The 23,305-nt window shown below is 59.7% G+C and carries 15 protein-coding genes; 12 read left to right on the top strand and 3 right to left on the bottom strand.

Annotation, left to right across the window (positions count from 1 at the left end):
* Nucleotides 1-42 precede the first annotated feature (42 nt).
* The 4 genes from WAW39_RS17710 to WAW39_RS17695 all read left to right on the top strand — a co-directional run bounded on the left by WAW39_RS17710 (nt 43) and on the right by WAW39_RS17695 (nt 6,268).
* Nucleotides 43-2,136 (top strand): TonB-dependent receptor, encoded by a 2,094-nt coding sequence (locus tag WAW39_RS17710; RefSeq protein WP_422320516.1) that lies wholly within the window; start codon nt 43-45, stop codon nt 2,134-2,136.
* Nucleotides 2,137-2,286: 150 nt separating this feature from the next.
* Nucleotides 2,287-3,777: an exopolysaccharide biosynthesis polyprenyl glycosylphosphotransferase gene (locus WAW39_RS17705; RefSeq protein ID WP_422320515.1), complete on the top strand. Its 1,491-nt coding sequence runs from the start codon at nt 2,287-2,289 to the stop codon at nt 3,775-3,777.
* Nucleotides 3,778-3,870: 93 nt separating this feature from the next.
* Nucleotides 3,871-4,788 (top strand): glycosyltransferase family 2 protein, encoded by a 918-nt coding sequence (locus WAW39_RS17700; RefSeq protein ID WP_422320514.1) that lies wholly within the window; start codon nt 3,871-3,873, stop codon nt 4,786-4,788.
* 4 nt (nt 4,789-4,792) lie between these two features.
* Entirely contained in the window at nt 4,793-6,268 is a 1,476-nt protein-coding gene (locus WAW39_RS17695) for a hypothetical protein (protein ID WP_422320513.1), read from the top strand.
* Between the two features lie 305 nt (nt 6,269-6,573).
* Here the strand turns inward: WAW39_RS17695 and WAW39_RS17690 are convergent, their stop codons facing one another.
* Nucleotides 6,574-10,617: a glycoside hydrolase family 44 protein gene (locus tag WAW39_RS17690; protein ID WP_422320512.1), complete on the bottom strand. Its 4,044-nt coding sequence runs from the start codon at nt 10,615-10,617 to the stop codon at nt 6,574-6,576.
* A 307-nt stretch (nt 10,618-10,924) separates the two neighbouring features.
* Nucleotides 10,925-12,085, bottom strand: a complete 1,161-nt coding sequence (locus tag WAW39_RS17685; protein WP_422320511.1) for a KamA family radical SAM protein — start codon at nt 12,083-12,085, stop codon at nt 10,925-10,927.
* 425 nt (nt 12,086-12,510) lie between these two features.
* Here WAW39_RS17685 and WAW39_RS17680 point away from each other — a divergent pair, with 425 nt between their 5' ends.
* The 8 genes from WAW39_RS17680 (at nt 12,511) to WAW39_RS17645 (ending at nt 21,963) form a co-directional block, all read left to right on the top strand.
* Nucleotides 12,511-14,040: a DUF4080 domain-containing protein gene (locus tag WAW39_RS17680; RefSeq protein WP_422320510.1), complete on the top strand. Its 1,530-nt coding sequence runs from the start codon at nt 12,511-12,513 to the stop codon at nt 14,038-14,040.
* Between the two features lie 80 nt (nt 14,041-14,120).
* Complete coding sequence (locus tag WAW39_RS17675; protein ID WP_422320509.1) at nt 14,121-16,028, top strand: tetratricopeptide repeat protein; 1,908 nt, start codon at nt 14,121-14,123, stop codon at nt 16,026-16,028.
* A 30-nt stretch (nt 16,029-16,058) separates the two neighbouring features.
* Complete coding sequence (locus WAW39_RS17670) at nt 16,059-16,775, top strand: hypothetical protein (protein ID WP_422320508.1); 717 nt, start codon at nt 16,059-16,061, stop codon at nt 16,773-16,775.
* A gap of 59 nt (nt 16,776-16,834) precedes the next feature.
* Nucleotides 16,835-17,488: a helix-turn-helix transcriptional regulator gene (locus WAW39_RS17665; RefSeq protein WP_422320507.1), complete on the top strand. Its 654-nt coding sequence runs from the start codon at nt 16,835-16,837 to the stop codon at nt 17,486-17,488.
* Nucleotides 17,485-18,225: a hypothetical protein gene (locus tag WAW39_RS17660; protein ID WP_422320506.1), complete on the top strand. Its 741-nt coding sequence runs from the start codon at nt 17,485-17,487 to the stop codon at nt 18,223-18,225. The genes WAW39_RS17665 and WAW39_RS17660 overlap by 4 nt, the downstream gene beginning before the upstream one ends.
* Before the next feature lie 76 nt (nt 18,226-18,301).
* Complete coding sequence (locus WAW39_RS17655; protein ID WP_422320505.1) at nt 18,302-20,989, top strand: hypothetical protein; 2,688 nt, start codon at nt 18,302-18,304, stop codon at nt 20,987-20,989.
* 57 nt (nt 20,990-21,046) lie between these two features.
* Nucleotides 21,047-21,397, top strand: coding sequence for a VOC family protein (locus WAW39_RS17650; protein WP_422320504.1), 351 nt, complete (start codon nt 21,047-21,049; stop codon nt 21,395-21,397).
* Between the two features lie 122 nt (nt 21,398-21,519).
* A complete protein-coding gene (locus tag WAW39_RS17645; RefSeq protein WP_422320503.1) occupies nt 21,520-21,963 on the top strand; it encodes a hypothetical protein in 444 nt (147 codons plus the stop codon).
* A 59-nt stretch (nt 21,964-22,022) separates the two neighbouring features.
* Here WAW39_RS17645 and WAW39_RS17640 read toward each other — a convergent pair.
* Nucleotides 22,023-23,305 (bottom strand): hypothetical protein (locus tag WAW39_RS17640; RefSeq protein ID WP_422320502.1); only part of this gene is annotated, 1,283 nt, incomplete at its 5' end.

Genomic DNA, 23,305 nt, shown 5'->3' with positions numbered 1-23,305 from the left:
TGATTTGCAATTGCAATCAGTTTGCATATCTGATCAACTATCATGCAACTCACTTGCACTATCTCACAACGACTCCACCTCGGACTCCTCTTCACCCTCTCCTACGGCGCCCTGATTGCGGAATCCGACACAAAAATCCAGCAGATGTCCACCCCCGACAACCATGTCGAAGACATCCCTCTGGACGAGATGGTCATCACCGCCCCCCTGCAGCGCCCCCTCTTCCAGCAAGCCCAGGCCGCCTCAATCCTGAGCGGCCAAAACTTGACCCTCGCCATCGAACCCAGCCTCGGCCAAACCCTGGCCCGCATGCCCGGCGTCAGCAGTTCCTACTTCGGCCCTGCTTCCAGCCGGCCCATCATCCGCGGCTTGGATGGAGACCGCGTTCGCATTCTGCAAAACGGCCTCAATACCATCGACGCCTCCGCCACCAGCGTGGATCACGCCGTGAGCTTTGACACTTCCAATCTGAAGTCCGTCGAAGTGGTGCGTGGTCCTGCAACACTGCTCTATGGCTCGAACGCCATTGGTGGTGTCGTCAATTCGATCGATGGCCGCATCGTGGACGAGAAAATCGACGGCACAATCCGTGGTGCACTGGGAGGTCGCTACAGCTCCGTAGACAACGGTTATCTCTCCAGCGTCATGGTCGAAGGCGGTTACAAAGGCCTGGCCTTTCATGTGGAGTCCTTTACGCGTGCGGCTGAGGACTTCCGCATTCCCGGCAATGCACGAACAACCAACGAGCAGACCATCAATCCGCTGCCTCCAGGTGAGACTGAAACACGCAAGATCATGCCCAACAGCAACCTTCGTTCCGAAGGTGTGACCAGCGGTCTGAGCTACATCTGGGACAAAGGTTTCTTCGGCTTCGCCTGGACGGAGTTTCACACCAACTACGGCTCTCCTGCCGAGCAGAATGTGGTCATCGACATGCATCAGCAGCGCCTGGATGTGCGTGGTGCCTTCTACAAGCCGCTGCCGCGCATCAAGGAGATCAACTACAAGATCGCCACCTCCCGCTACCAGCACACCGAGTACGACGGCGGCATGCCGGGCACCCTCTTCAAGAACAATGGCTACGATGCCCGTGTGGAGGTGAAGCATGAAAAGATCGCCGGGATGGAAGGCGTGGTCGGTTATCAGTCAGACCGCAGCGAGTTCAGCACCTCCGGAGATGAGGCCTTTCTGCCATCGACGATCACGCAGGCGGATGCCGTGTTTCTCTATGAAGACATCAGCCGGGGGCCGCTGAGCTTCCAGTTTGGCGGGCGCTACGACCACATCTCCGTGGAATCACTCAACAGCGCCGCCTTTGGTCCGGCACTGGCACGACGGTTTGACAATCTCAGCAGCTCGGTGGGCATCGTCTTCACTCCGAACGATGAATACGCCGTCGCATTCACCATCAACCGTGCCGAACGTGCTCCAACTTATCAGGAGTTGTTTGCCAATGGCACGCATGCAGCCACCGGTGCCTTCGAAATCGGTGATCCCAACCTCCAGCAGGAGAAGTCATTGGGCTTTGATCTCAATGTGCGGAAGCGCATCGGCTGGGTCACCGGCAGTGTCGGCGGCTATTACAATCGCTACAGCAACTTCATCGGCCAGTTTCCGACGGGTGTGGTGCATGTCGTCGGGGGTGAGAGCTACAACGAGCTGATTTATCAGGCCACAAATGCGGAGTTCATCGGCTCTGAAATGGAGGCCACCTTCCACCTGCTGCATCCCATCACCTCCGAGCCCTCCGAGCACCAGAACAACCTGCACCTGCAGTTGCGTGCCGACGTGGTGCGTGCGCGTGATACCAAAACGGGTCTGTCTCTGCCCCGCATTCCGCCGTTCCACCTATCCAGCACTTTGAGCATGGAGCGCGGTGCTTTCGGTGCTCGTCTCGAAGGCATCTATGCCGCGCCACAAAGCCAGCTGGCGATGAATGAAGCCCGAACCAACAGCTACTTTCTGGTCAATCTGACCCTGACCTACCGCATTGTTCAGGGGCCAACCACCCTCGATCTCTATGTCAAAGGCATGAACCTAACCAATGAAGATGCCCGTGAGCATACCTCTGTCCTCAAGGATCGTATTCCGCTGCCGGGACGCGGTCTCGTGGCGGGTCTTAAGCTAACTTTCTGAGTCGGCGTAAGAAGCCGTCGGGTTAATAAAGTATCAAAAATGATACGCTAAACGGTTCTTTTTTCCAAACATGAGATAATTTCCATAGTATTCGGTTGCCGCTAAACCTATATTGAGTATAATTTAGGGTATTCAGTAGACTTTAAGGCCATGGAAGCAACCAACACTCATTCCAAGATGCTAGACACGGGTGCCGTGTTCCAGGCACTCGAAGCACGGCGTGCATGGCGGGAAAATGAGCAGTTGTCCCCCCACTTTTGGGTGCTCGTCAGCGTATTGGGTGACTTGGTGATGGCCATCTTGGCGGCTTATCTGGCTTTCTGGCTTCGGTTCCATACGGTCCTCCGTGAAATTGGAAATTTCGACAGCATGTCGTTTCGTCAGTATGGCGGCCATATGGCGCTTGGGAGCCTGTCGCTCATCCTTGTGCTGGGCTGGCAGGAGATCTATCACAAGAATGTGCTGCTGCGCACCCGCTGGGTGTCTTCCAAGATTGCCAAGGGGGTGCTCGTCTGGACGGCCGGGTTCCTTGCCATCACGCTTGCTCTGAAGCTGGAGCCCAGCATCTCCCGTGTCTATGTGATGCTCAATGGAGCCACCGCGTTGCTGCTTCTTCTGGGCTGGCGCACGCTTTTCATCTCATGCCTGCGTGCGCCGGGCCGCATTGAGGCTTTGCAGCAGCGCACCTTGTTTGTGGGATGGAATGCTGAGGCAGTTTCCTTGTGGAAGACCATGAAGCGGGACCAGACCGGCTCCTTTGACATCATGGGCTGGGTCAGGACTGGCAGTGACGAGGATGGCTGTCCGGTGGACGAAGTCGTGCCATGCCTGGGGGATCTTCACGAAGTGGAGCACCTCGTCAGCACCCACGCCGTGGACATGGTCGTCGTTGCGGATCTGCATGGCCCACGTGAGCAGATGATCAGCCTCGCCAATCTGTGCGAACGTGAAATGATCCAGTTCAAGGTCATCCCTTCATATTTCAGAGTGTTCGTTTCCGGTCTCACCCTCGAAACCATCGCCGGCACTCCGGTGCTGGGAGTCACTCGGCTGCCTTTGGATGACACGCTCAATGTCATGACCAAGCGCATTGTCGATGTTGTGGGCGCAACAATTGGGCTCGTGCTGAGCGCCCCGATCATTGCCTTCTTCAGCGCCGCAGTGTGGCTGGAGTCACGTGGGTCGGTGTTCTATCACCAGCGCCGCTGGGGTTTCAATGGGGTGCCCTTCAGCATCATCAAGATCCGTTCCATGAAGATAAATGCCGAGTCTGCCAAGGGCGCGCAATGGTGCGTCAAAGACGATCCGCGCCGCCTCAAGGTTGGGGCCTTCATGCGCAAGTGGAACATTGATGAGCTGCCGCAGTTCTGGAATGTGTTGAAGGGGGAGATGAGCCTCGTTGGCCCGCGTCCGGAGCGCCCTGAGCTTATTGCCGGCTTCAAGCATCAAATCCCGCACTACAATGCGCGCCATCACTCCAAACCCGGCATGACCGGCTGGGCGCAGGTGAACGGACTGCGGGGCGACACGGATCTCGGTGAGCGTATCCAGTGTGACCTCTGGTACCTTGAAAACTGGAGCCTCTGGCTGGACTTCCAGATCATGCTTCTGACCTTCTTCAAGCGTGACAACGCCTATTGAGGATTGAGCGACGATTGCGTGAAAGTGAGCGGCACCAGGTTTCGGCTTGTTCCTCAGTCTTAAGTCTTTAGGTTTCGGCTCAGTCATCGTCCCATGCCGCTCTTCACGGTTTTCACGCCCACCTTCAATCGCGCGCACACTCTTCACCGCGTGTTTGAAAGTTTGCAGGCGCAGACTTGCAGCGATTTTGAGTGGCTGGTGATCGATGACGGTTCCACGGATGACACGCCCGCTTTGATGGCCCGTTACCAAAGCGAAGCCAGGTTTTCTGTTCGCTACCTGCGTGAGCCGCACCGTGGTGCGCACCATGTGCACAACCTCGCCCTGCGGGAAGCGCGGGGCCAGCTCAGCATCAAGCTCGATTCCGACGACGGCTGCGTGCCGGAGGCACTCGCGCGCTTGAAGCATCACTGGGAAAATATTCCTGCTGGCAGGCGTGAATCCTTTTCGGGAGTCACCGGCCTCTGCCGTGATCAAAACGGCCATCTCGTGGGCTCACGTTTTCCCTCGGACCCGCTGGACTGCTCAGCTGCGGAACTCGAGTACCGACACAAGGTGCGCGGGGAGAAGTGGGGCTTTCTTCGGGTGGATGTGCTCCGCCAGTTTCCCTATCCTGAGGACGTGCCTGGCAACTTCATCCCCGAGTCCTACATCTGGTGCCAGGTGTCAAAGCAGTATGTGACCCGCCACATCAATGAGGAACTGCGCATCTATTGGACGGATGCGCCCTCGCTGGTTCATGGTCCCTCCAGTCCACGCACGAATGCCGAGGGGCATCGCCTCATGTTCAAGATGGTGCTCGACCTTGAAAGCGGCTGGTTTTTCACCGCTCCGCTTAGGCTGCTGCGGGCCGCAGCGCAGTACAGTCGTTTTGCCTTTCTGCGTGGGCTTGGTGTGTCAGCGCAGTTTCGCGGCTTGAGATCCTTTGGCGGTCGTCTGCTCTGGCTGGCGGCGCTGCCGTTCGGTTACGTCCTCTGGCGGCGTGATTGTGCGCGGTTTCCGCAGTCTTAGCTTTATGAATCTTCACTCGTTCATTCATGGCAGGTCGCGGCTGCTACTGGTCCTTTCCTTCCTGGTTGGAGTCCTATTCTCGGCAGAGGGCGCTGACGATGCTGTGGCGATCGGGTCACGACGTGAACTGTTTGTGGACCGCCTGCTGGTGGGGGAACTGAAAAACACGGTGCTCAAGCTGCATGAGCCGCAGCTCATGCCGCCGGTGCCGCAGCCACGCCCGCATGGGCATTATGCCACCGTGCTGCGGGCGTCGGACAAATTTCAATTTTACTACCGCGGGGACAAAGACCCCAAAGTGACGTGGAAAACGCAGGGCATCGAAGCTTATCACGATGGCGAGGTGACCCTCTACGCGGAGAGTGCGGACGGCATCCACTGGACGCTGCCGAAGCTGGGGCTGCATGAGCATCCCGCCTTCCCAGATGGCAATATCATTCTCATGAATGAGTTCATGGTGAATCACAATTTCACGCCGTTCATTGACACCCGGCCCGGGGTGCCTGCAGATGAGAAATACAAGGCGCTGGGCGGTCTGGCCTTTCAGCCGCAGCAGCAGGCGGTGCGTGAGAAGCGTGGTCCCGGCGGGCTGAAGGCGTTTGTTTCACCCGACGGCATCCACTGGAAAAAGCTGCGCGCCGAGCCGGTGATTCCGGAGGCATGGGGCAAATACTTTGACTCGCAGAACTATGCGTTCTGGAGCGAAGCTGAGCAATGCTACGTCTGCTACTTCCGCCGGTTCATCGGCGGATTGCGCGGGATTGCTCGTACGACGTCGCAGGATTTCATCCACTGGACGCCCTTCGTCGAAATGAAGGCGAATCTGCCGGGCGAGCATCTCTACACGGCATGCACGCAGCCCTACTTCAGGGCGCCGCATCTATATCTGGCCCTGCCCACACGATTCATGGAGAAACGTGGCGCGGCGACGGATATCCTCTTCATGAGCACACGCGGCGGAGAGACCTATGATCGCCTCTTCACGCAGAGCCTGATCCGCCCTGGACTGAGCAAGGAGGGCTGGGCGAACCGCGCCAACTACGCGGCGATCGGAATTCATCAGACGGGGGACACGGAGCTGTCGCTGTTCCTCACCAACGGCAGGCGCTATACCCTCCGGCTGGATGGTTTTGTCTCGGTGAACGCGCCGCTGGAAGGCGGCGAGTTCATCACCCGGCCACTGACTTTCGACGGCAGCAAACTGACAATCAACTATGCGACGAGTGCGGCAGGACAGATGCAGGTGGAAATTCAGGATGCGCAGGGCCAGCCCGTTCCTGGCTTCTCGCTGGATGCGTGTGATCCGATTTACGGTGACCACATCGACCGTGTCGTGACCTGGAAGAAGGAAAGTGATGTGGGCAGGCTGAAAGGCACGGTGATCAAGCTCAGGTTTGTGATGTCCGACGCCGACCTTTTCTCCGTGAAGTTTCAGGAAGCCTCAGGTGCCTCAAACACTGCTCTCAAAACTGGCGGTTAGGCATGAACATGCCCACTCCTCACCCCATGTCGAAAACGTGCCAAACGCGGCAGTTTCACTGAGTGGTATCCACCTTATGCGGGAGGCGGTGCGCCATCGATCACTCCAAGTGGAAGGTGTCGCTGACCTGTCTGCCTGCATTGGTGTGATGGCAGTGGCCTTGGGCGACGATGCATGCTTTTAGCCAAGTCCCATGCACGTCTTGCAATTCTTTTCGGCTGCTTCAGCGCCTCGGTCGGAAAATAAATGCCCCAGCACATGGAAGCGAGAACCGATGTCAGCCTCCGCTTCCCGGTTCGAAAAAACTAAGGCCGCGTCACCTTCACGCGCATGAACCGGCTCTGGCTGCCGGTGCCGATGGGGAGGTTGTCGCGAACTCGGAGCGTAGTGCTGGTATCCACCTCGATCGTGGTGCCGGTGGTGGTCCAGCTGGCGGGATTGGTCAGGTCAGTGGTGATTTCCACAGTGTAGGTCACGTCGGTGGCGGCGGGATTGCGGGCGACGGTGAGGCGCAGATTGCCGGTGCTCATGTCCGTGGTGATGGGATGCCGGGAGGGAGTGAAGGGCTCCAGGTTGAGCGCGTATTTCATGAGGTTGGGGATGCCGTCGTGGGCGGGCGTGGCGGAGTCGGCACCGGTGCCGGTGTTGGCGCTGCTGCCGAATTTCGCCAGACGCCAGCTCTCGATGGGCGTGAGCGCGGGGGCGGTGATCTCGATGGTGGACACGCTCAACGCTGGCAGCGTGACCACCCAGTTTGCCAGATCCGCAGGCACCTCGCCCACAAACACGGGCGTGGTGGAGGTGCCCTGCAGGCGGTACACGCGGGCGGTGCCTGAGGCACTGATACCATTGAATGCCACATCCTGGCTGGTGAAGGAACGGTTGATGGCGACGATGACGTGGCGGTTTGCGTTCGTGCTGTCCTTGCTGATGTAGGACGAAACCTTGGCGGTGTCGCTGGAGGTGGTGGGGACGCAGACATCGCCGAAGGAGCCGAGGTTGCCGTCGTAGTCGCGGTACATCTTGAAGCCCGCGAGCAGGAAGGGATAGCTGCCGCTCATGGGCCAGAAGCTGGCGGCGAAGATGCCCTTCTGTCCGAAGATGCCAAGGTAGTCGCACTGGGCGATAGTGCCTGCGATGTGGTTGTCGCCGGAGGTGTTGTACTCGGTGATGGCCAGCTTGGTGCCGGGCCAGCCGGCATCGATCTTGTCCTGGATGCGGTTCAGGATGGCCAAGGGCGCGTTCAGGATGTCCCGCGTGATCCAGGAGTCCTCGCGGTAGGTGCTGTCCCACAGGCTGCGCGGATTCTGCACGATGGCGTCGATCTCCGCATTGCTGAGCGTCGTGCCGCGCAGGGCGCCGAGGCCCTTGGTGGTGCCGGGCACCACGGCATCGACATACCAGTGCATGTCATACACGTCCACCAGCCGGCGGCCTGCCGTCTGCGAGGCGGCTTTCATCCCGAGCAGGAACTTGTCGGTGAACCACATCGTGGTAGGGAATCCGGGCTCGACCTGCCAGTTGTACATGCCCATGAAGCCGTAGTTCACCGGGCCGAAGATCATGGCGTTCGGTGCCACGTCTTTGATGGCGCTGGTGAGGTCGATGGTCTTTTGGATGAAGGTGTCCGAATTCACCGGCGTGCGCGTGATCTCCGAATGCGTGCTGGACCAGAGGTCGGGCTCGTTGTCGAGGCTGATGAAGGTGGGGGCCTGGGCATCGCCGTAGATGTCGCCGGTGAACTGACTGCGCAGGGCCCAGATGAACTCGTCCGCATACACATTGGCATCCGTGGTGGAGGGAGTGGCGGTAAAGGCGGAGCCTTTGCGATAGACGAAGGGCTTGAAGCGCGTGGCAAGATGATTGGGATCGTCCCGGTCCACCGGGCCGCTTTTGTCCGCCGCCACGTAGCCGAGCATCGGCACGGTGATAAGCGTGGCCTGGCCATGAGTGCGCAGGTCGGCGACGGGAGCGCGCACGGCCTCGCCGGGCACGGTGCCGCCGCCGAGGAAGTCATCGTTCTGGTAGAAGTAATCGAAGCCCGCATTGGAGGCGTTGTTTTCCCAGTTGTAGGCCGTCCAGCGATTGCCGCCGTAGCGGCCGAAGGTGAGATTGCGCGGCGAGGTGGAGCGCTGCAGCAGGCGGTTCCACGTGCCCTGCGAATCATAGCCCAGCACGTCATTGATGCCGTAGATCCATTTGGAAATGGGGCGCGTGTGCGCGGTGTCTGCCGTGATGGTGACCGTGGGCGCGGCGGCTGCAGTGGTGGTGAAACTGGTGCTGGCCGTGGTGCTGAAGCCGAAGGCATCCGTGATTGTCACCGTGACGCTGTACTGCGTGAGCGGCTCGATGAGATCGAGCACAAGGGACTGGCTGATTTGCCGCGTGCTCAGGCTGCGCGTCATCACCTGCCCGCCTGCTTTTTGATAAGTGACCACGGCGGTGCTCGGCCGCTCCGCCGTCCAGGCAATGGTGGCGCGATTGCCCGTGATGTCCGTGACCCCGATGGGCGAAAGCGTGGGCGGTGTGGTGGGTGCGGGCGGCACGGTGAAGGTGCCGGTGTGCACGCCCTGGTTTGGCGCGGCGCTGGCATCCGTGCGGTGACTGGTGGCGATGATGCGGTATTGATACGTCGTGTTGGGCGTGAGCCCCGTGAGCACGGTGCCGTGGGAAGTGAGGGGACTTGTGGCGGGGGCAAAGCCGGACCAGCCACTGGGCTCGCATTGGATGGTGGTTGCGTAATTGCCGATGCCGTAGTCCACCTGCGTGATGGCGGATTCATCCGTGGTGAAATTCAGCGTGTACTGCTGGTAGTCCTCGCTGAGGGAATTCGTGGTGAGCGAGATCGCCGGCGGCGTGGTGTCGGGTGCCCAGCCCGCCTTGATATCGGCGAGGCGGAAGTGCGTGGTCACCGCGCCGGCATTGTTGTACAGCAGGAAGCCCGCAAAGGCCGGCCACTTCGGCTTCATCTGCTGCAGATCGAGCGTGACGTGGATCCACTGCCCGAACTTCTGCGCGGGCGTCATCTCCAGCCAGCCGGGGATCAAATCGGTGAGGTAGGGAGGATTGTCCGTGAGGCCACCATCATCGAGATAGGCCATGAAGTTTTCGTGACCCGCGGAGTCCGGCTCGAAGTAGATGTCGAACTCGAGGGTGCGGAATTCATTGAGGAATTTCCACTGACTGTCCCAGCCCAGGCGGCGCTCGGCCAGGCCTACGGCTTCATACAGATTGGTGGGATCAAAGCGCACCTCAATCGCGTGGCCGCTGCGTCCCGGAGCGGTCGCGTTCATGTCCGTGAAGAGCGGGCCATTCTGCTCCCAGGCGGAGCGCACCCAGTCGCCCACCAGTGCATTCTGGTAGGCCCACACATAGGTCAGCGCGGGCGGCGCAGGCGGTGTGTAGGTCGGCCCCGGCACGGTATAGGTGCCCGTGGAAACGCCGCGATTGGGCAGCACGGCGGGATCGGTGCGGTGATCCATCGCGATGATGCGGTATTGATACGTCGCGCCCGGGATCAAGTACGGCAGCACGGCGCTGTGCGTGAGGTTTTGGTGCGTGCCCGCGTCAAAGCTGTCCCAGTTGCGCGAGTCATCGGACCAGGTGCGCGTGTTGTAATTGCCGATGCCGTATTCAATCGCGCAGATGGTGGGCTCGTCGGTGGTGAAGTTCAGCGTCAGGCTGTGCGCGGTGGCATCATACGTGGTCGTGCCCGTGGTCAGCACCGGAGCGGTGACATCGTCCGCCCAGCCCAGCTTCACATCGGCCAGCCGGTAATGCGGCGCGCCATTGCCCCAGCTCGCGATCAAGAGGCCCGCGAAGGCCTTCAGGCCCGGCTGCCACTGCGTCATGTCCAGCGTGATGTGAAACCACTGCCCGTAGCGCTGTCCGCTCGTCATGCCGGCCCAGCCGGGGATGAGATCGATCAAGCGCTGGTTGGTGGGCACGTCGTAGTTGCCCGTGGGCCAGAGCAGGATGTCCTCCACGCCCGTGGACCCCGGCTCGAAGTAGATGTCGAACTCGGCGGTGCGCATCTCGTTCATGTACTTCCACTGCTGGTCATTCCCTGGCTTCACATCCTGCAGTCCAAAGGCCCAGTAGGCATTTCCGGGAGCCGGGGTGACCTCGATGGCCGTGCCCGTGCGCCCCGGCGCGGTGCCCGCGAGATTCACATTCACCGGCCCAGCCATATCCCAGACAAAATGCGACCACGTTCCCTGCAAAGTGCCATCATACACTGGGAGGTAGTGCGGCTGCGCGGCGGAGGTGGAAACAGCGCTCAACAAATACGACAACGCCAGCACCACTTCCAGCGCCAGGCGCACAGCACGAACTCTCGTGGAAAACATTAACATAAGGACAAAGCAGAAATTGGACGTCCAAGATGAGTCAAACACGCCGGTGAGGCAACCGCATTGCACGGCAGCGCCATGCCCGCGTTGGCCGATGATGTGCCATTTTGGGCGATGGCGGGGCCATCGCTTCATCATGGGTCGTCCCCAGCTCTTGGAGTGCTTTGTCTATTTCCAGATGGCACCAAATCCAGCCCGAGGTCAAATGGCGGGCATGATTGAATGCGGTGCCATTCATTTCTCGCGCCTAACCCTGCAAGCCGGAGGCTCGCTCTACCATATGCAGGTCGTGCGTTTGCCCATTTTACCGCCGCACCAGTGCGGGTTCAGGATACTCAAAGGTCTTGCCCTCGTAATTGCGGATGACCACGCGCTGTTCGTCGCGGACCAAGACATAATCGGGATTGAGGGGGACTTTGCCGCCGCCGCCGGGGGCGTCGATGACGAACTGGGGCACGGCGTAGCCGGTGGTGTGGCCGCGGAGTTGCTCGATGATGTCGATACCATCAGCCACGCTGGTGCGGAGGTGGGAGCTGCCCTGGATCAAGTCGCACTGGTAGAGGTAATACGGGCGGACGCGGCACATGAGCAGCTTGTGCACGAGGCTCTTCATGACTTCGGCGTTGTCGTTCACGCCGCGCAGCAGCACGCTTTGATTGCCCAGCGGAACGCCGTGATTGGCGAGCATGGCCAGGCCGTCGCGCACTTCGGTGGTGAGTTCGCGGGGGTGGTTGGTGTGGATGCTCAGCCAGAGGGGATGGTGCTTTTGGAGCATCTTGCAGAGCTCGGGCGTGATGCGCTGCGGCACAAAGATGGGCACGCGGCTGCCGATGCGGATGAATTCGATGTGCTTGATGGCGCGCAGGCGCGTGAGCAGGGCATCGAGCTTGGCGTCTGAGAAGAGCAGGGGGTCGCCACCTGAGAGGAGGACGTCGCGCACTTCGGTGTGACGCTCCAGGTAGCGGAACGCGGCTTCGAATTCGGTGTGCAGTTCCTGTTCGCCCACGCCGGAGACGACGCGGCTGCGGGTGCAGTAGCGGCAGTAGCTGGCGCAGCGGTCGGTCACCAGAAACAGGACGCGGTCCGGGTAGCGATGCACCAGGCCCGGCACGGGCATGTGGCTGTCTTCACCGCAGGGGTCGCTCATTTCATCGGGGTCTTCCCAGGTCTCTTCGATGCGGGGGATCACCTGCCGGCGGATGGGGCAGCCTGGATCTTCGGCGTCGATGAGATTGAAATAATGCGGGGTGATGGCCATCGCCAGCTTGTTGCCGGAAAGCAGCACGCCTGCGCGTTCTTCCTCTGTGAGCGTCAGGTGTTCCTCAAGTTGTTTGAGGGTCGTGATCCGATTCTTGAGCTGCCAGGTGGCGCTGTTCCAGTCGGAGGGGGAGATGTTCTTGGCGGACCAATAACCTGGAGCGTAGGAGCGGAACTCCTTTTCAGGCAGCGGTGGGGTGTCGTGCATGTACTGCGGGATCGGTGGGCGCTGAGGTTAGGCGCGGGTGGGTTGCAATGTCAAACGTCCCCTGCGGGAGTTTGGGTGCATTCCATGCAAATGCCTCCCGGCCTGAGAGCGGCAAGATGCCCCCATGTCATTGATTTTGAGAAGCGGGCAGTTTTCTCCTCAAGACTGAAGATCCGGCCCCTGCCCAACTAGTCGAGGTGCGAAACCACGATATAGATACACAGGGCCAGTGCCGTGAGCAGAAAGAGGTGACTGGGATGCAGTTTCATGAATGACTCGTTTCAGGGGCTCCCAATTCTTGGAATTTAAGAAGGTGCCTGATGCGAAGCAGCGGGCGTGCCAATCTGGGAGGGCGGCAGCAGGATGGACCAAGGCGAGCGCAAAGGTGTTTGCTGCGCAGCGACTACTCGGCCACACTCGGTGTGATGCCCGACATCGTCCTAGCCACGCTCAACGCCAAATACATTCACAGCTCTTTCGGGCTGCGCTACCTGCTGGCGAACCTGGGGGCCTTGCGGGAGCGGGCCTGCATCGCGGAATTTCAGATCAATCAGGCGCCGCTGGAAATCGTGGAGGCGGTGCTGGCGCTGGAGCCGCGCATTGTGGGCTTCGGGGTGTATATCTGGAATGTGGTGGAGACGACGGAGGTGCTGGGGATGCTGCGGCGTTTGCGGCCGGAGATCCGGATTGTGCTGGGCGGACCGGAGGTGTCGTATGAATGGGACGGACAACCCATCGTGGCGCTGGCGGACCATGTGATCACGGGCGAGGCGGATCTGAAGTTTGCCGAAGTGTGTGGCGTGCTGCTGGGGGAAGATGCGGCGGCGCAAGCGGCGCTGCCGAAGGTGATGCCTGCCGGGCTGCCGACGCTGGAGAAGGTGGTCATGCCCTACGATCTCTATACGGAGTCGGATCTGGCGCATCGCATCCTCTATGTGGAGGCGTCGCGCGGGTGCCCATTCACCTGTGAGTTCTGCCTGTCCTCGCTGGATGTGCCGGTGCGTGCTTTTGCGCTGGAAGCGTTTCTTGCCGCGATGCAGGGGCTGCTGGATCGGGGGGCGCTGACTTTTAAATTTGTGGATCGCACGTTTAATCTGCATCTGCCGACGAGCATGGCGATCCTGCGCTTTTTCCTGGATCGCTGGAGGGACGGGATGTTCCTGCACTTTGAGATGGTGCCGGACCGCCTGCCTGAGCAACTGCGCGACATCATTCGTGAGTTTCCTGCGGGTGCGGTGCAGTTTGAGGTGGGCATTCAAACCTTTGATGAGGCGACCTCGAAGAACATCAGCCGGCGGCAGAATCTGACGCGGCTGGAGGACAACCTGCGGTTTTTGCGCGAACAGACCGGCATCCATGTGCATGCCGACCTCATCGTGGGACTTCCGGGAGAGGACATGGCGAGTTTTGGGCGTGGCTTTGACCGGCTGGTGAAGATGGGGCCGCAGGAGATTCAGGTGGGCATTTTGAAGCGGCTGCGTGGCACGCCGATCGTGCGGCATGATGCGGAGTTTGAGATGAAGTACTCGCCGGTGCCGCCCTACGAGATGCTGGAGAACCGTGACATTCCGTTTGTGGAGATGCAGCGCATGCGGCGCTTTGCTCGCTACTGGGATCTGGTGGCGAACAGCGGGAACTTCACCGCTGTACTGGCGTTGCTGTGGGAGGGCAAATCGCCCTTTGCCGCGTTTATGACCTTCGCAGAGAGCCTGTATGCGAAGCTTCGGCGCACGCACCAGATCGCGCTACCGGTGCTGGCGCAGGCGCTGTTTGATCACCTGACTCAAGAGTGTGGTGTGCCGCTGGATGTCGCGGCGGCCACCATGATGCAGGACTGGAACCGTGTGCCGGGCCGCGAGTCGCTGCGCCTGAGCGGAACGAAAGCTGCAGAGAGTGAAGCGCCTAAGCGCAGCACTGCGGGAAGCCGGCAGGCACGGCATGTGGTGGCGGGGTAGGAGAAAATGATGAGAGGCTGCAGCAGACAGTTGCCGAAACTGCTGAGAGAACTTAACGGGCGGCTCACTGACACAGCTCCATGGGACTCTTCGACAAATTCTTTGGGAAAAAGAACCCGCCTGCTGCTGCGCCAGCCAAGGCAGCGGCGCCCGCGCCTCCTAGCGATCCGGCCAAAGACCCGAACATGATCAAGGTCTTTGATTCGTTTGGACGGGAGCTTTTCATCTCAAGGGAGGAATGGGTGAAATCCATGCTGCTGCCGAACATCCAAAAGGCGTGGGATGATCCTGAAAAACTCGCGGGCTTCATCATCGGCGGTTTTGAGGATGGATTCATCTCTGAATTGATCGAGAGCGCGGAGCGACTGGCGGCGATTGATCCCAACCATGAGCGTGGCGCTGTGTTGCTGGCCATTGCTTTGCTGAAGAGCAAGCGGTTGGATGAGTCTGAGCGGGTGCTGCAGGCGCACATTGCCAAGCATGGGGCGACTGGCGTGGTGCTCACCAATCTGGCGAAAGTGCATGCGGAACGGAATGAGCACCCACTGGCCATGCAAACTCTTTGGAAGGCGCTGGAACTGGATCCCAACCAGGACAACGCCCTGGGCTGGTACGAGGTGGAGCATCGTGAAAAGCAAGGGGAAGCGTCCGGGATAGAGGCGCTCAAACGCATCGCCGCCCTGCCGGGAAGCTGGCGGGCGCAGTTGTGGCTGGCACGTGCGGCGCTGCAGCGGCGCTCGCTGGATGAAGCACTTCTGCTTTACCAGGAGAGTCTGGCCAATGCGCCGCGCCCGGTGCCGGTGGATATGCTGACACAAATGAGCGGAGACCTGGGGCAGCAAGGACATCTGCCAGAACTGGTGAACCTGACGGCACCCCATTTCCAAGCTGAGATTCATGGGCTGCAGGTGGGCAACAATCTGATCAAGGGCCTGCTGGATCTGGGGCAGATGGATGATGCCCGATCCATCATGGACCAGCTGTATGCGCAGAAGCGTCCTGACTGGAAAGAGCATCTGAGTTTTTGGGATACCGAACTCGCCAAGACGCGGCTGGCCACTCAACCTGAAACCGTTGCTGAAAAACTGGAGGTCACGCTGCTGACCGTGGACGGACCGGTGTGGCTGAAGGCGGAATCTCCTGCGGCCGAATTGTATCCCGTCAAGGATGCGGGAGGACCTTCCATCTGCTTTCTGTGCGGCAGTGTGGAGCATGCGGCTCCGGCAGAACGCATCGAGCACCAACTGACGGATGCTGCAGGCAGGCTCAGCCGAGCACTGCCCTTGTTCTTTGCCGAACAGACCTACTGGCGGACGGATGCGCGTGTGGGCACGCTGATTCCCTGGGTGGTCAGCCCCACGAATGGTTTTATTGTCGGAGGTCGGGCATGGAGCGATGAGCAGGCGGCGGGGATGGCGCGTCAGGGGAATGAGCCGAATGATTATGCCGTGACCGCGAATCTGAAGGTGCAGGCCGAGCCGTGGCGGCTTGAGCTGCGGCTTTTGCGAACGATTGACGGAGCCTGCCTTGGCACGCTGGACCGTGATTTTTCGATGGCGTCACCTGAGGCGGTCATTCCTGAGTTGATGGATGATATTTTCGCTTTGCTGCAGGCAGAGACTGGGGCCGAAGTGCTGCCGCCACCTGCCGCTTATGATGTGCCGGGAGGACAGAGCTTTTCGTATTATCTCCTGCGGCTGGAGCAACTGCTGGCCACGCGCTGCTCGGGCATGGACGGGGTGCAGCCTGGTTTTTTAAGCGGTGAGCGAGAGATCATCGAGGGGAACATTCATCTCTGTCTTGCTCATCCGAATTCACAATCGGTGCGCATTCTTTTGGCTCAAACGCTGCTGGCCATGAAAAAAATCCGCCCGGATGTGGTGGCTGAATTTCGCGACAAGGTGGAGCTCTTGCAAAGGCAGCATCCGCTGCCGGGTGCGGCGCAAGGTGTGATCGACCGTCTGATCAATGAATGCATGTCAGCATGACAAGAAGTCTTCAGCAAATGTGGTGATCTCATGAGCCTGCCCTTATTCACGCCGCCCCAAGATTACCCACGCCTGAAAGTAGTGGGCAGTTTTGAGGAACTGGTCATGACGCAGATGCGTGATGGGATCAACGCCTTGTGCTGGCCGCGGATGCTGCCGGGGGATTTTGGCGAGATCGTGGAGAAACTTGGGGTGGGGAAGGGGATCACGAGCCTAGATGAGGAGCGTCTATTGGCGCTGGAATTGAGCAACGAGGGACGGGTGGCGCGCGAGGTTTTGCTGCAAGATCAGGAACTGCTGCGCGCAAGGGAGCTGCAGCCAAGTCTCGACTGCATCAACGGCTACGCGAATGACATCGAGCCCGATCTGCTGCGGACGGATGTGCAGTCCTGGCATGTGGACAGCGCCACCGTGGAGGCGGACACATATTTGTGCACCTACTTTGGGGCTGCCTCCGAAGGGCTTCGTAATGAAGAGGCGATGCGGCGGGTGGATGTGCCTGAGCTGCGTGCGGAACTGCGGCAGCTTTATGGCGGAGGTGATGACGTGGGCTTCCGCGATTTCCTGAACGAAAATTATCTGGATCTGCATTACAAGCCGCTGCCGCATGCCCTGCCGTTTTCTTTTGGCCTGGGCCATCTCTGGCGCATCGCCACTTTGTATCCGGAAAGTCCGGTGCCCCCGTGCATTCATCGTGCCCCGGCGACGCTGCCCGGACAGCCGCCGCGTCTGCTGCTGATCAGTTGAAGGATGACACGGCATTGCGCCTGGCGGGCATAGGCGCTAGTCTGGGGGGCCACCAAGCCATGCTAACCCTGCTCCGAGAAATGCTGCACTCGCCAGTGCTGGACATCGTCCAGCGCCTGAAGCATTCCACGGGCATGACGGTGACGGAGCTGTGCACGGCGATGAAGATGAGCTACATGGGGGTGAAGCAGCACTGCGTGGAACTGGAAAAGGCGGGGTTTCTGGACACCTGGCGACGGCCCAAGGCGGCTGGACGGCCAGAAAAGCTGTACCGGCTCACGGCCAAAGCGGACGCGCTTTTCCTGAACTGCGGACTGCCGCTGACGCTGGATCTGCTGGCAACGGCGGAGAAGGTCTATGGCGAAAGCGCCCCGCCGAAACTGTTGTACACCTATTTCCAGTCCAAGGGCGAGGCGTGGGGGGCGAAACTGGCCAAGGCGACGACTCTGGAAGAACGTGCCCGGCTGCTGGCCAAGCTGCGCAGCGCGGATGGCTGCCTGAGTGCCGTGGAGACGGATGCGCAGGGGCGGCTCCTGCTGGTGGAGCATCACCGGCCGCTGCGGGAACTGGCGGCGCGCTACGGCATCTTGGATGAACTGGAGTGTGAATTGATCGAGCGACTCATGGGCTGCGAGGTGCGTCGTTCGGTGGAAGAAGTGTCGGGTCTGGTGCGTGTTACTTTTCACATCAAGACAACAGCGCAATCAGCATGACTTCAGGTAAAGCAGGCAGGACAATGGCATGGATCAAAGCAGTGGCAGCAGCAGGCACATGCCTGCTGGCATCGTGCGGCAGCAGCATCGCTCCGCTGAGGCCCGCCTGGCAGCAGGACCCGAATCTTTTTCATCATGGTTTTCCAGCTTACCAGGAGCAAATGGCGAAGACTCCGCACATGGTCGCACGGATTGTTTATTCTTCGCCGGAGCGAATCGCGCAGATGATGGAACGTCAGGGCGATGTGCCGGATGCGCAGCGCGGATTTGCGCGCATGGGGGATGGCACGGTGGACCTTGCGGTGCAGGACGTGGCTTCGGGGCAGTGGATTGAATCTTATCTGTGTGGTGGCATTCTGTTTGTGGCGGGACTGCCCCAGCAGGCCTATCGCATCGTGTTGAAAAATCGCACGCCGATGCCGCTGCAGATCGGCGTGGGGATCGATGGCAGGGATGCCGAGACAGGTGGAGTGGCATCTCTCGGACGTGGCAACCTGCGCGTGGAAAAGAGCGGCACACTGGTGATGGATCACACGCCGCGCGGCCCGCTGTTGTTCAAGGCGGTCAACAGTGATGCGGCCTTGTTTGACACCAGCCCCCAGGGGCGTGTGGGTGTCATTCAGCTGGCGGTGTTTCTTGCCTCTGACGCACCGAGCATCGGGCCGGAAAAACTGCGTGCCAGCCAGATCGCGCCTTTTGGACTGTTTCCAATCGGCAGGCCGGAGCAGTATCGCTGAGGTGCTGAGCGGTGAGCTGACGGTTGTTTATCCAGAGCTTGTGGAGTTCGGGTGCCTTGGCTAAATTGCCATGTTCATGCTTCGTTTTCTGCGCCGTCTTCTGCTTTTTCTGGTCGCCAGTTTTATGCTGGCGGGCGGCGTGTATTTGAACACGACGGCCTTTCATGAGCGCTGGCATGGGTTTGTGACCGGGGAACTGGCGCAGCATGGGGTGCATCTGAATTTCGAACGCCTGACGGTGAATCCGTTTGGCGGGCTGGTGGCACGGGGAGTGAAGGTGTTCAACGACGCGAGCAAGCAGCACATCGTGGCGTCCGTGGACCGGTTGAATCTGGATGTTGATTTTGGCAGCCTGATTGAGGGCAGGGTCAAGATTGACGGACTGGAGCTGCTGCATGCAAGCATGGCGCTGCCGGTGGATCCGGAACGGCCCGAACTGACGGTGATCGAGCTGAAGGATCTCAGCGCACGGGCTTTGCTGGAAGAGCGGCGTCTGGACATCCGGCATGCGGAAGGACTGCTGTCTGACGGGCTGCGCATATTGATCAGCGGGGTGCTGGAACTGCCGGAGTCCAAGTCAGACCAGCAGGGACCCAGTGCGCAGGAGCGGCTGATCGCGATACGCGAGCACCGTGTGCAGATTCAACATGGGCTGGACTGGCTGGCGCGGTTTCGTGCTCCGCATGTGCCCACCCTGAATGTGAAGGTCTCCGGGGCGCTGGACCGCCCTCAGGAGCTCAAGGCGGAGCTGCTGTTTCAGGCGGACGGTCTGGAGTTTGAAGATTACGTCTGGAAGGAACTCGTGGCGGAGGCGGAGTATGACGGCGGCTTTGTGGATTTGAAGCGGCTGCATTTGGTGGATCATCTGGGCACGCTGGAGGCCACGGCCACGTGGCGCATCGGTGCGGATCGCCTGCGCTTCCGGCTGACGTCGAGCGCCGACCTGCCGGGGCTTGCGCAGGCTTTCTTCAGCAGCGAGCAGCTGCGCGAGGTGGTGTTTTATGAGGCGCCGCAGCTGGCGCTGGAGGGGAACATCTTTTTGAACAAGAAACAGCCCGAGGATTTTATACCGGCAGAGGTGACCGGCCGGCTGGATTGCGGGCGGTTTGGCAGTCGCGGGGAGGTTTTCAATTCACTCAGTCTGACACTTGGAGCGAATGCCGAGGGCATCTTTGTGCGTGATGCGCTGCTGAAGCACAAGACAGGCACGCTGGCGCTGGATGTGATGAGACACCGCAGCCTGGGTTTCCGATACAATCTGGAATTGCGCATGGACCCTACTGTGTTTCTTCCTTTCGTGCTGCTGCCGAAGACTCGTGAAATCATCCAGCGGTTTGCCTTCGATGAGACATCGCAGATCGATGTGCATCTGTCCTGTGCCGGGCCGTCGACCAACATGCGCGAATGTCCCAGTTCCGGCCACGGTGTGCTGCGCCATTTCAGCTACAAGAATGTGGCGTTTGATTCCGCCGAAATGGATCTGGCATTTCTCGGAGACATCCAAAACTATGCCAATGTGCGGGTGCAGCGCCCGGATGGGCCGGCGGAGGCGGAGCTGGTTTTTGTGAACGATGATGACAACGAGAAGTGGCTGCGGCTCGTCAATGTGCACACGGTCGCGGACGCGGCGGGCATTGTGCGTGCGTTTGCCCCGAAGGTGGCGGACCAGATCGCGCACTACCGATTCTCCGCGGGGACGGATGTGACCGCCAACGGCACCATCGGCTACAAGGGGAATCCCCAGTTCAACAACTACAAAGTGGATTTCAAAAACCCGACGGGTGGCGCGCATTATGTGCTGTGGAACGAAGACTACCCGATCAATGCGCCGAATGGAGACATTCACATCATCGGCAGCATGCTGAACTTTGATTTCAACGGCCGGCTTTTTGGGGACACCCTGAATGCCAAAGGCGCGGTGAATCTCACGCCCGGGGTGAGGGGCTATGACGTGGAGGTGAAGGCGGGACGCTTCCCGTATGCTGTGTTTGGCCGCAAGCTGCCGTTTGAGGAGGTGCGGGCGGAGGTGCACAACCGGGATGGACTCTCCCGGATCGACATCGCGGCAAACGTGCTTGGAGGTGACATGACCTTGAAGGGCAACCTCAACGACAACCGCGAGCCGAACACCTACGATGGCGAGCTGCGCATGAACGCCCTCAGCTTCCAGCGCTTCGCGCAGGTGTACTCTCCGGGCAATGAAAGTGTGGGAGACATCAGCGGTCATTTCAAATTCACCGGGCGCATGAACGACTGGAAGGCGCTGAAGGGCGGCGGTGCGCTGATGATTCTCAATGGCAACCTCCTTGCCCTGCCTGTGCTTGGGCCGCTGACTCCGATCATTGGCGCCTTCCTTCCTTCACCGATCAAGGGCTACAACGTGGCCAAGAAAGCGGACTGCACCTTTGAGGTGTCGGACGGTTTCATCGTCACTGGAAACATCGAGGCCGAGTCCAGTGCCTTTCGCATTTTCAGCCGCGGCAACGTGGACTTCATCCGCGATGACATCGACTTCAATGCCGAGGTGCGCATGCGAGGCCTTGGCATCCTGCTGTTTCCGGTGACGCAATTGCTGGCCTACAAGGGTTCGGGCACCATAGGTGACACCAAGTGGTCCCCGCGCATCTTTGGCGGTGGCAACAAGGACGAACGAAAACCACCCACTGAAAAAGAGCTGCAGGAAGCGCAGCGCATCGGGGGCAGTCCGGCCCGGCCGAAGGTACCGCCTTCTCCGCCGAAGCAGCGGCCATTGTTTGGGAATTGATGGGGCTGTTTGAAGGATTTGCTGTCTTCAACGAGCGGACTGTGGCACGGAGGCCGCATGAAAGTAGAACGACTCAAATACGTCATCTGGGCCGCGGACATGAACCGCGCGGTGAATTTTTATGCCACCGTCTTTGGCGGCACGATCCTCAAGCAGAACGACATCATCAGCGAAGTGTCCATCTGTGACGGCATCATTGGCATACATGGCGGTGGTGAGGGAAGCCGCACCTGGACCGGGCTCAGCTTTCAGGTGCCGGATGTGATCGAAGGCGCGCAGGAGATTGTCGCCGCTGGTGGTCAGCTCACGCGTGAACCGCAGCCCGAGAATGGCGAGCCGCCGCATCTGGCCATGTGCGTGGACACCGAGGGGAATGAGATCATGCTCACGCGGAAGCGGGCGCATTGATTCATGCGGTGGTCAGTGGTCTGGCGACAGGGGTTGGCTGATCATGTCCGAGCAACTCATCCAGAGGCGGAAAAGCGGTTGATAAACCGGTCAATTTGTGAACTTTCTTCAAAGTCATCTCTATGAGATCAATCAAATCCAGTATTACTGTCGGCTCTAGTATCACCGCTGGCTTTTGTATTGTCTTGGTCTGGACTTTTTTTTCTTCGGCTTTTCTGAAGCACGCTTCAGGAAAGAATGGGTACGGCGGTTTTCCCACCGCTGGCTGCAAGGATCTTTACAAGTACCTCGATCGTAGAGGTTTCATACCTGATCCTGTGCAGCATGGTACAGCAAAAGATAAGGTGCAATTTCATGGGAGCTATCATGAATCACGGCCATTCGATGTCACAATCTACACGAAGATAGCTGGCATTAAGGGGGTGCATGTCGAGATCGCGTACGACTTCCGAGGATCTGCGTGGAGTGTTAAAGACTCATCAACAAAGGCGCAAGAATTTGCACATACTTTGTGCGAATGGCTGACCGAGTACCAGAAGACGAGAAATTTGAATGCCGGATTATAGTTCTGCTGGGTTCGATCTAGGACGGATGTGTTGCGTAAGCGAGCCAATCGGAACATCTCTCATTCCTCCGATACAAAGAACTCCCGGCGAAGTTTGCTGAAGACAACTTCGGAGGTGCCGAATTTGGGGAGGAGACGGCGGCGGCCGGTGGTGTAGGTGACGTAGACTTCGTCGCGGTAGAGATGCATGAAGGGGGTGTTCACGGCGTTGTAATCGACGATGGAGAAGGCCTTGGTGTAGGTCTGGTAGTGGGAGTCGATTTGGACGACGTCGCACTTGTTGCGGGTGACGGTGTTAGCTCCCATGGAGACGCTGGGGGCGGTGAACAGGGCGACGAGGCCGATGGGCTTGCCGAAATCGCAGAGGGTGGGGCGGCCGATGCCGTAGGTCCATTTGGTGACGGGGGCGTCGAAGTGGTAGAGGTCGGTCTTGGCGGCTTTGCTCAGCATGTAGCCGGTTTCGATGACGTTGGAGCGCAGATGGAGATAGACGTGGGTTTTGTCCTGGGTGATGACGGGTTCGGCGAGGATTTTGACTTCGGTGGTCAGCAGGCGTGGATCGGGGGCGCCGAGGAGTTCCCAGGTCGCACCTTGGTCGGCGCTGCGCATGAGGATGTTGGTGAGGAGGCGTGTCTGGCCGTCCTGGGAGTTTTTGATCTGGATGGTGCTGTACAGGTGGCCGTCGAACTCGACGAAGTCGCAGGCGGTGCTGATGCCTTTGGAAAAGGATGCGCCGGTGCCTGCACCGAAGAGGAAATCGAGATGGCTCTGCAGGGCGGCCTGGGTGAGATCGAGCACCTTATCAGGCTGCTTGGCGATGGTGCAGCGCAGGGGATGGAGCTCGGATAGTGTGGCGGTGGCGATGTGGTAGTCGCGGTAGAAGGCGCGATAGGCAGAGCCGGGATCGCCTTCCTGGCGGCCGGTGAAGAAAATGCGCAGGGTTTCTTCTCCCAGCGCATGGATCATGGGAGCTGAAACGAAGGTGCCGCCGAGGGTGATGCCGCCGGAGGAATCGCCTGCTTTGGCGATGTCGATCCATTTGGCCGTGGCGGTGGGATTGAGGATGTTGAAAACGGCCATGCGGGCGACCTGCCCGGCTTTATTTTCCTCAGGGGTGGATTCATTGCACTGATAGACGGCGTAGCCGATGCCCTGCACGATGCGCAAGCCAGACTGATGGGCGTAAAGCTCCTTCTGGTAATTACTGACAATTTGCGCCTGATCGACAAAGGAGCGGGAGGAGACGTGGCCGTCTGGTCGCAGGGTGGGCTCGGCGGCGAAACTGGTGCAGACCAGCGCCCCTAGGAGGGGCAAAGGGCGAAAAAAGGCGGGCAGCATGGTCC

Origin of the sequence: Prosthecobacter sp. (assembly GCF_049294395.1) — a bacterium.
Taxonomy (GTDB): Bacteria; Verrucomicrobiota; Verrucomicrobiia; order Verrucomicrobiales; family Verrucomicrobiaceae; genus Prosthecobacter.
This window is presented reverse-complemented; position numbering and strand designations above follow the sequence as displayed.

Coding starts and splice junctions, on each gene's coding strand:
- WAW39_RS17685 (WP_422320511.1), bottom strand. CDS start 12,085: ATGCACGACACCCCACCGCTGCCTGAAAAGGAGTTCCGCTCCTACGCT.
- WAW39_RS17695 (WP_422320513.1), top strand. CDS start 4,793: ATGAATCTTCACTCGTTCATTCATGGCAGGTCGCGGCTGCTACTGGTC.
- WAW39_RS17690 (WP_422320512.1), bottom strand. CDS start 10,617: ATGTTTTCCACGAGAGTTCGTGCTGTGCGCCTGGCGCTGGAAGTGGTG.
- WAW39_RS17710 (WP_422320516.1), top strand. CDS start 43: ATGCAACTCACTTGCACTATCTCACAACGACTCCACCTCGGACTCCTC.
- WAW39_RS17655 (WP_422320505.1), top strand. CDS start 18,302: ATGCTTCGTTTTCTGCGCCGTCTTCTGCTTTTTCTGGTCGCCAGTTTT.
- WAW39_RS17645 (WP_422320503.1), top strand. CDS start 21,520: ATGAGATCAATCAAATCCAGTATTACTGTCGGCTCTAGTATCACCGCT.
- WAW39_RS17675 (WP_422320509.1), top strand. CDS start 14,121: ATGGGACTCTTCGACAAATTCTTTGGGAAAAAGAACCCGCCTGCTGCT.
- WAW39_RS17660 (WP_422320506.1), top strand. CDS start 17,485: ATGACTTCAGGTAAAGCAGGCAGGACAATGGCATGGATCAAAGCAGTG.
- WAW39_RS17650 (WP_422320504.1), top strand. CDS start 21,047: ATGAAAGTAGAACGACTCAAATACGTCATCTGGGCCGCGGACATGAAC.
- WAW39_RS17700 (WP_422320514.1), top strand. CDS start 3,871: ATGCCGCTCTTCACGGTTTTCACGCCCACCTTCAATCGCGCGCACACT.
- WAW39_RS17680 (WP_422320510.1), top strand. CDS start 12,511: ATGCCCGACATCGTCCTAGCCACGCTCAACGCCAAATACATTCACAGC.
- WAW39_RS17670 (WP_422320508.1), top strand. CDS start 16,059: ATGAGCCTGCCCTTATTCACGCCGCCCCAAGATTACCCACGCCTGAAA.
- WAW39_RS17665 (WP_422320507.1), top strand. CDS start 16,835: ATGCTAACCCTGCTCCGAGAAATGCTGCACTCGCCAGTGCTGGACATC.
- WAW39_RS17705 (WP_422320515.1), top strand. CDS start 2,287: ATGGAAGCAACCAACACTCATTCCAAGATGCTAGACACGGGTGCCGTG.